The sequence below is a fragment of the Streptomyces sp. MZ04 genome (genome assembly GCF_004684775.1).
Classification (GTDB): domain Bacteria; phylum Actinomycetota; class Actinomycetes; order Streptomycetales; family Streptomycetaceae; genus Streptomyces.
In genome coordinates this window covers 42,541-49,813 of the sequence record NZ_SRIC01000029.1, presented here as the reverse complement: position 1 = coordinate 49,813, position 7,273 = coordinate 42,541, and the positions used below count along the sequence as shown (strand labels likewise).

Annotated in this window: 6 protein-coding genes; 5 read left to right on the top strand and 1 reads right to left on the bottom strand. The window is 69.7% G+C overall.

Annotation, left to right across the window (positions count from 1 at the left end; all coding sequences use genetic code 11):
* Positions 1-202: 202 nt before the first annotated feature.
* Complete coding sequence (locus E2651_RS09720; protein ID WP_135330640.1) at positions 203-1,525, bottom strand: multidrug effflux MFS transporter; 1,323 nt, start codon at positions 1,523-1,525, stop codon at positions 203-205.
* A gap of 422 nt (positions 1,526-1,947) precedes the next feature.
* Here E2651_RS09720 and E2651_RS09715 point away from each other — a divergent pair, with 422 nt between their 5' ends.
* From E2651_RS09715 to E2651_RS09695, 5 genes are all read left to right on the top strand, one after another.
* Positions 1,948-2,667 (top strand): AraC family transcriptional regulator, encoded by a 720-nt coding sequence (locus E2651_RS09715; protein WP_135330639.1) that lies wholly within the window; start codon positions 1,948-1,950, stop codon positions 2,665-2,667.
* Positions 2,668-2,783: 116 nt separating this feature from the next.
* A complete protein-coding gene (locus E2651_RS09710; protein ID WP_135330638.1) occupies positions 2,784-3,800 on the top strand; it encodes a type III polyketide synthase in 1,017 nt (338 codons plus the stop codon).
* A 29-nt stretch (positions 3,801-3,829) separates the two neighbouring features.
* Positions 3,830-4,387, top strand: a complete 558-nt coding sequence (locus E2651_RS09705) for a cupin domain-containing protein (protein WP_135330637.1) — start codon at positions 3,830-3,832, stop codon at positions 4,385-4,387.
* 5 nt (positions 4,388-4,392) lie between these two features.
* Complete coding sequence (locus E2651_RS09700; RefSeq protein WP_135330636.1) at positions 4,393-5,550, top strand: DegT/DnrJ/EryC1/StrS family aminotransferase; 1,158 nt, start codon at positions 4,393-4,395, stop codon at positions 5,548-5,550.
* Positions 5,551-5,633: 83 nt separating this feature from the next.
* Positions 5,634-7,220, top strand: a complete 1,587-nt coding sequence (locus E2651_RS09695) for a class I adenylate-forming enzyme family protein (RefSeq protein ID WP_135330635.1) — start codon at positions 5,634-5,636, stop codon at positions 7,218-7,220.
* Positions 7,221-7,273 lie beyond the last annotated feature (53 nt).

Here is a 7,273-nt window from a genome sequence, read left to right as displayed (position 1 = left end):
GGGTGGGGGGCTGCCACAACCGGGGGGCGAGGTCGTCTTCGTACAGGGGTTTTTGACCCGAAGTCCCTGCTGGGAGCGCGTACATGGGCACCGCTCGGCAGTGCTGTCCCCGGTTCGCGGGCGGCGACGACCGGGTCGGACGTTTCGAGCGGCCTTCAAGGTGGCCACAACGAGGGCCTTAGCGGGCGTCGAGCCCGGTCGTTCACGGCCGGGCAGACGCCTGCGGCGCCGCCACCGGCTTGTTCTGCCAGGGACGGCACAGGACGAGGAGCGCGGTGATCGCGGCCAGTGCGCTGCCCGTCTGCACCGCGGCCATGGGCACCGCCGTGCCCTTGCCGGCGATGCCGACGACCAGGGTGGCGATCGCCCCCATGGCGAAGCACGACGTGCCGATCAGCGCGGAGGCCGAACCCGCCGCGTGCGGAGTACGCATCAGGGCGAGGGCGTTGGTGTTGGGCACGACCAGGCCCATCGCGGAGATCATGACGAACAGGCAGCACCCGACAGGAAGGGTGCCCACGTGGCCGAACGCCCCGGCCGCCACCAGCAGCAGCACCGTCCCGGCGACGGCGATCGCGCCGAGCCCCACCCCCAGTGCCTTGTCCAGGCGGACCCGGCCGACGAGGATCTTGCCGTTGATCTGGCCGACGATCATCAGGCCGAGCGAGTTGAGGCCGAAGAGCAGGGAGAAGGTCTGCGGGGACGCCCCGTAGATCTCCTGGATGACGAACGGCGATGCGGCGATGTACGAGAACAGCGCACCGTAGGCGAAGCCGTTGGCCAGCGCGTATCCGCCGAAGACCCGGTCGGCGACCAGGCCGCGCATGACGAACAGCGCCCCGAGCACGCCGCCGCCCCGGCGCTGCTCGACGGGCAGGGTCTCGGGCAGCCGGCGCCAGACGAGCACGGTGAGCCCCACGCCGATCGCGGCGAGGACGAGGAAGACGCCCCGCCAGGCGGTGAACCTCAGCATCTGTCCGCCGAGTATCGGCGCGATGATCGGCGCGAGGCTGGATATCAGCAGCAGCGTCGAGAAGAACCGGGCCATCTCCAGGCCGTCGTAGAGATCGCGTACGACGGCGCGGGCGATGACGATGCCGGCCGCACCCGCGAGGCCCTGCAGCAGCCTGGAGCCGATCAGCAGCTCGATGTTGGGCGCGACGGCGCAGCTCACGGAGGCGAAGACATAGACGACAAGGCCGATCAGGAGCGGCCTGCGCCGCCCCCAGCGGTCACTGGTCGGGCCGACCACGAGCTGTCCAAGGGCCATGCCGGTGAGGCATGCGGTGAGGGTCAACTGGCCCATCGTGGCGGACGAGCCCATGGCGTGGGTGACGTCCGGCAGGGCCGGGAGGTACATGTCCATCGACAGCGGGGGCACCGCCGACAGGGCGCCGAGCATGAAGATGACCAGGAACCCGGTGCGGCGCAGACCGCTCAGGTCGTCGTCGGAAGCGCCGCTGCCCCGCGCCGATGGCTTGGGGAACCGCTTACTTGCGACGGTGGCTTCCTCGGCGCGAGACATTCGCCCTCCGTGTGCAGTCGTATGGGTCTGATCCAGATGGTGGCAGCAGGCCGCTACAGAACGAGTGGTGTACGACTGGCGCGATCCGCACGGTGAACTCCGGTGCACGCGGCCACAGTTGGCGTGACCTACGTCACCTGGGCGCGCTCTTGGTGTCAAGGCGCGGACCGTGTCACTATTCCGGCACGCCTAGCCTGCCCAAAAACTGGTCCATGGCAGTGGATTGAGCGTCACGCTCCCCGCCTGTACCGGCAAGGCCGAACTCCGTGTCAGGCCATGTGGCTTTCGCCCGCCCAGATTCGGGGTCACCCCGGACCGCGGGCCCGGCTCTTCACCCCCCCTGTCGGCCCGTCCCGCCGATCGGCGGCCCTCGGGCTATCCGGCTCCGGACACCGGCCACAAGTTCGCCATCAGGAGCCTCCATGGAGCACCTCGTCCAGCATGCCGTCACCACGATTCGCGAACGCTTCTGGGAACCGCTGAGCCTCGATGAGCTGGCACGCAGCTCGATGGTCAGCAAGTACCACTTCCTGCGAGTCTTCACGCGGGTCACCGGTGTCACTCCGGGACGGTTCCTGTGCGCGGTGCGGCTCCATGAGGCCAAGCGTCTGCTGCTGAACACCTCGATCAATGTCGCCGACATCTCGGCGCAGGTCGGATACAGCAGCACGGGCAGTTTCACCCGCCGGTTCACCGAGCTGGTGGGAATGTCGCCCACCCAATACCGCAAGTCGTCCGGGGCCGCCGCGGCCGCCCCGGCGTCGCAGGCCCCGTGCACCGGCTCGGTGACCGGGATGCTGCACACCGCGGGGTCCCTGCTCCCGCCCGTCTACGTCGGCGTCTTCGACAGCGCCATGCTCCAGGGCACTCCCGTCTCCTGGAGCAACGCGTCCGCGTCGGGACGCTTCACGCTGGCCCGCATCCCCGCAGGTGTCTGGTACATCCACGCGGTGGCCCAGGGCAGCCATCCCGACCGCGCCGTCGACGCGGAACTCACCCCGCTGACGGCCACCGTGGGCCCGGTGCGCGTCAAGGACGACATGGCGCACCGCCTCGACATCACCCTGACCCCGCCGGACTGGACCTCACCACCGATCCTGTCCGCCCTGATGGACCTCGACCCACAGCCGATGGCGGCGTGATCCCGACCTGACGCTGTGCACACAACACGTACCCCAGGCAGACTCTAGAGAAAGTGGATCCAGATATGCCCAGGCTATGCAAGCCAGCGGTACAGGCTCCGGAAAACGTCATCACGATGGAAGAGACCCTGGATTTCGCCGCCAAGGTCCACGCGGGAAAGCCTCAGCTGCCGCTGGCGCTCCGTCTGATCCGCAACACCGGAGTGCAGAAACGGCATATCGTCCAGCCCATCGAGCAGACGCTCAAGCACCCGGGCCTGACGGAACGCAACCGCATCTACGAGGCCGAGTCGAAGAGGTTCACTCCCCCGGTCATCGAAGAGGCCCTGAAGAACGCCGACGTGGCGGCCCGTGACATCGACGCCATCATCTACGTGTCGTGCACCGGGTTCCTGATGCCCTCGCTGACCGCGTGGCTCATCAACAAGATGGGCTTCCGCCCGGACACCCGGCAGATACCCATCGCGCAGCTCGGCTGCGCGGCGGGCGGCGCGGCGATCAACCGCGCCCACGACTTCTGCACGGCCCACCCCGGCAGCAACGTCCTGATCGTCGCGGCCGAGTTCTGCTCGCTGTGCTACCAGCCCGACATGGACGACATCGGTTCGCTGCTGTCCGACGGCCTGTTCGGCGACGCGGTCGCCGCGGCCGTGGTGCGCGGCAACGGCGGCGTCGGCATCCAGCTGGAGCGCAACGCCTCCTACCTCATCCCGCACACCGAGGACTGGATCTCCTACGAGGTGCGCGACACCGGCTTCCACTTCCAGCTCGACCGCCGGGTGCCCGGCACGATGGAGCCGCTGGCCCCGGTCCTCCGGGAGTTCGCCAAGGACCACAGCTGGGACGCCGGGAAGCTCGACTTCTACATCGTGCACGCCGGCGGTCCGCGCATCCTCGACGACCTCGCCAAGTTCCTCGACGTCGACCGCAGCGTCTTCCGGCACAGCTGGTCGACCCTGAACGAGTACGGGAACATCGCGAGCGCCGTCGTACTCGAAGCCGCCCGCAGGCTGTTCGAGGAGGACACCCCGGCGGCCGGCGCGTCCGGCCTGATCGCGGGATTCGGCCCCGGCATCACCGCCGAGATGGCCCTGGGCACCTGGACCGACGCCGCCCCGCAGACCATCGACTGAACCGGCGTCCGGACAAAGGAAACAAGCGTATGACTGACCTCATCCTCCCGGCGGGAGCGGGGCGGAAGCTGATCACTCCGGCGCAGCAGGTGACCTTCAAGGCCACGCAGGCCATGGGATCCTCCGTATCGATCTTCGAGGTGATCGTTCCGCCCGGCTTCGACGTCGGGGCGCATGTGCACGACCATGCCCAGGAGTTCTTCTACGTCCTCGAGGGCGAGCTTGACCTGCTGTGCTTCGAGCCGACCGAGCGCACGTCGGACAGCTGGCACAACTGGCAGTCCCCCAAGGGCGACCGGGTCATCCGCGCGGCCGAGGGCGGCTGCATGTTCGTGCCCTCCGGCATCCCGCACGCGTTCCGCAACGCCACGGACAAGCCGGTGAAGATGCTCTTCCAGAGCCTGCCGTCGCCCGAGCACGAGGACTACTTCGAGGAGATCGCGGAGATCTGGTCGCGCGGTACCGCGGTGGACCCCGAGGCCGTGGAGGCCATGCGCAAGCGCTACGACGTCAACCAGATCACGCCGCTGCGCTTCGAACCCACCACCGGTGTTCCCGGCAAGACGGCGACCGAGCGCGGAGCGTGACACAGATGAGCACGAAGGATTCCATACCCCTGGTGTACGCCAGCCTGGGCGAGCGGGAACTGGCCGCCGTAGCCGAGGTGTTCGCCTCCGGCTGGCCGGCAGGGCAGGGCCCCAAGGGCAAGGCGCTCGAGGCCCAGCTGGCCGAGAAGTACGGCGTCGGCGACGCGGTCGCGGTGAGCAACTGCGGCGCCGCGCTGCACCTGGCCATGCTCGCCTTCGGGGTCAAGCCGGGTGACGAGGTCATCGTCGCCGACTACGGCTTCCCGGCGCCCGCACAGGCCGCGCTCTATGTCGGAGCGACCCCGGTCTTCGCCGACGTACGCCCCGACACCTACACCGTCGACCCGCAGGTGGTGGCCGATCTGGTCACCCCGCGCACCGTCGGCATCATCGCGGTGGACACCGTCGGCCTGCCCGCCGACTACACGGAACTGCAGGCGATCGCCGACCGGCACGGACTGTTCCTCATCGAGGACGCCGCCTGCGCGGTCGGCGCCACCTACCAGGGCCGGCAGGCCGGTGCGCTCGCCGAGGTGGGCTGCCTGTCCTTCCACGGACGCAAGGGCGCGAGCAGCGGTGAGGGCGGCGCCCTGCTCGCCACCGACCCGAAGATCGGGAAGGACGCGCGGCTGCGCTCCTCCTTCGGCATCGGCAGCATCTTCGACATGGGCGAGGTCGTCGGCCTGCCCATCCCGACGTTCACGGAGATCGGCTACAACTTCAAGCTCTCCGACATCGCCGCGGCGATCCTCCAGTTGCAGCTCGGCCGCATCGACGAACTGCTCGAGCGCCGCAGCGCGGTCGCCGCGCAGTACGCCGAACTGCTCGGCGGCGACGAGCTGTTGACGCTGCCGTTCGTCCCCGGCGACCGCACCCACGCCTGGCAGACCTACATGGTCACGCTGGACGCGGGCGTGGACCGGGGCGCGGTCGCCACCGAGCTGCGCGGCCAGGGCATCGGCTGCGGCCACGGCACGTTCGCCGGCCACATCCAGCCGGTGTTCGACGCGCAGCAGAAGTGCCCGGTCTCGGCGGATCTCGCCGCGCGCCAGCTCTCCATTCCCATGCACGCCGAGCTGACCGAGGACCAGGTCGTGCGGGTCGCGCAGGCCCTGCGCGGCGCCGTGCGCACCCACGCGGGCACCGGCCGGCCCACCAAGTAGCCCAACCCTGCGGCCGCACCGGCCGTGGCGCCCGCACGGCGCGTCGCTCACCCTGCAGCGTGCACCGAAGGAGACAACTCCCCATGAAGGGCTCAACAGCCTACGCATCAATACAGAAACGCGGCCTGCACATCGGTCTCCTGCCGGAGATGGCCGCGGCCGTCAACCCGTCGACGCCGATCGTCCTGGACCACGATCTGGGCGTCCTGCCCGAGGCGGGCCGGCGTCTGACGGTCGCCAAGTACGCCGAGTACGTGGACGACCTGGCCGCCCGTCTGTCGGCGGCCGGTGTCGTGCCCGACGAGCGGGTCGTGATCTACAAGACGGCCAACGCCGACCACTGGATGCTGGCCGCCGCGGTGTCCCGCGTCGGCGCGGTCGTCGTGAACCTGTCGCCGGCCCTGGACGCGGCGACCGTGGGCGTCCTGATCGAGCGGGTCGACCGGCCGACCCTGCTCACCGACGGGGACAAGCTCGACCTCCTCGCCGATGTGCCGCTCGCGGACCTCACCCGGCGGGTGATCACCTCGGCCGGTGACCGGCCCGACGCGATCTCGCTCGCCTCGCTCGCCGGTTCGCCGCGGGTCAAGCCGGTGGTCAGGCCGATCGACGAGGCCGCCGTCATCACCCACACCTCCGGCACCACCGGCATCCCCAAGCTCGTGGTGCACACGCCCCGCACCCAGGGCCTGCGCCTCGTGCCGCAGTGGCGGCTGCTGTCCCTGATGCGCAAGAAGGAGACCGTGGCCATCCACGTGCCCTTCGTGCACTCGCGGATGGTCGCGGCGATGTCCCTCGCGCTGCTGAAGGAGTACCCGGTCCTGCTGCTTCGCGAGCCCGACCCCGCGGTCGTCGCCGAGCACTTCCTCGAGCACCGCCCGGCCTTCATCGAGGCGCTGCCCAACTCGCTGATGGAGTGGGAGGGCCTGGCCGACGACCCGCGGATGCCCTTCGCGTCGGTGAAGGTGTTCAGCAGCACCTTCGACGCGATCCACCCGGGCACGATGAGCAAGCTGCTCAAGTCCTCCGCCCGGCGCGGGGCGCTGTTCTTCCAGATCTACGGCCAGAGCGAGGTCGGCCCCGCCGTCGGGCGCGCCTACTTCCGCCACTCCGCCCACAAGGCGAACGGCCGCTGCGTGGGCTGGGCCATGCCGATGGGCGCGGCGCGGGTACGCGTCGTCAGCCGCGACGGCCGGCGCCCGACGGAACAGAACCCCGGCCGCATCGAGGTCGCCTGGCCCGGCATCGCCAAGACGTACTACGGCGAGCAGGAGCGCTACGACAGCAACCGCAAGGGCGAGTGGTGGGGGACCGGCGACGTCGGCTACTTCACCAAGTTCGGCTGTCTGCACATGCTCGACCGGGAGGTCGACATGATCCCCGGGGTGCGCAGCTCCCTGGAGATCGAGGACGTGGTCCTGAGCAAGCTGAGCGAGCTCAGCGAGCTGGTCGTCGTACAGGGCCCGAACTCCGAGCCGGTCCCGGTGATCTGCACCAGCGACGACAAGCCGCTGGACCTCGAGCGCTGGCGCGCCGCGGTCGCCGACTTCCCGCAGCTCGCCGACCCCGTCCAGATCCCGCAGGCCGAACTGCCCAGGACGGCCACGTTGAAGGTGCAGCGGCTCGAACTGGCCCGCCGGTTCGAGAAGCAGCTTCAGGAGCGGGCGTGACCCGCGAAATCCCCGGCGCCACGGCGCTGGATCCACACGACTCGAAAGGGGCC

What these genes read in the sequence shown, in the direction of transcription:
- E2651_RS09710 (WP_135330638.1), top strand. Translation starts at nt 2,784, where the DNA reads ATGGAAGAGACCCTGGATTTCGCCGCCAAGGTCCACGCGGGAAAGCCT.
- E2651_RS09700 (WP_135330636.1), top strand. Translation starts at nt 4,393, where the DNA reads ATGAGCACGAAGGATTCCATACCCCTGGTGTACGCCAGCCTGGGCGAG.
- E2651_RS09695 (WP_135330635.1), top strand. Translation starts at nt 5,634, where the DNA reads ATGAAGGGCTCAACAGCCTACGCATCAATACAGAAACGCGGCCTGCAC.
- E2651_RS09720 (WP_135330640.1), bottom strand. Translation starts at nt 1,525, where the DNA reads ATGTCTCGCGCCGAGGAAGCCACCGTCGCAAGTAAGCGGTTCCCCAAG.
- E2651_RS09705 (WP_135330637.1), top strand. Translation starts at nt 3,830, where the DNA reads ATGACTGACCTCATCCTCCCGGCGGGAGCGGGGCGGAAGCTGATCACT.
- E2651_RS09715 (WP_135330639.1), top strand. Translation starts at nt 1,948, where the DNA reads ATGGAGCACCTCGTCCAGCATGCCGTCACCACGATTCGCGAACGCTTC.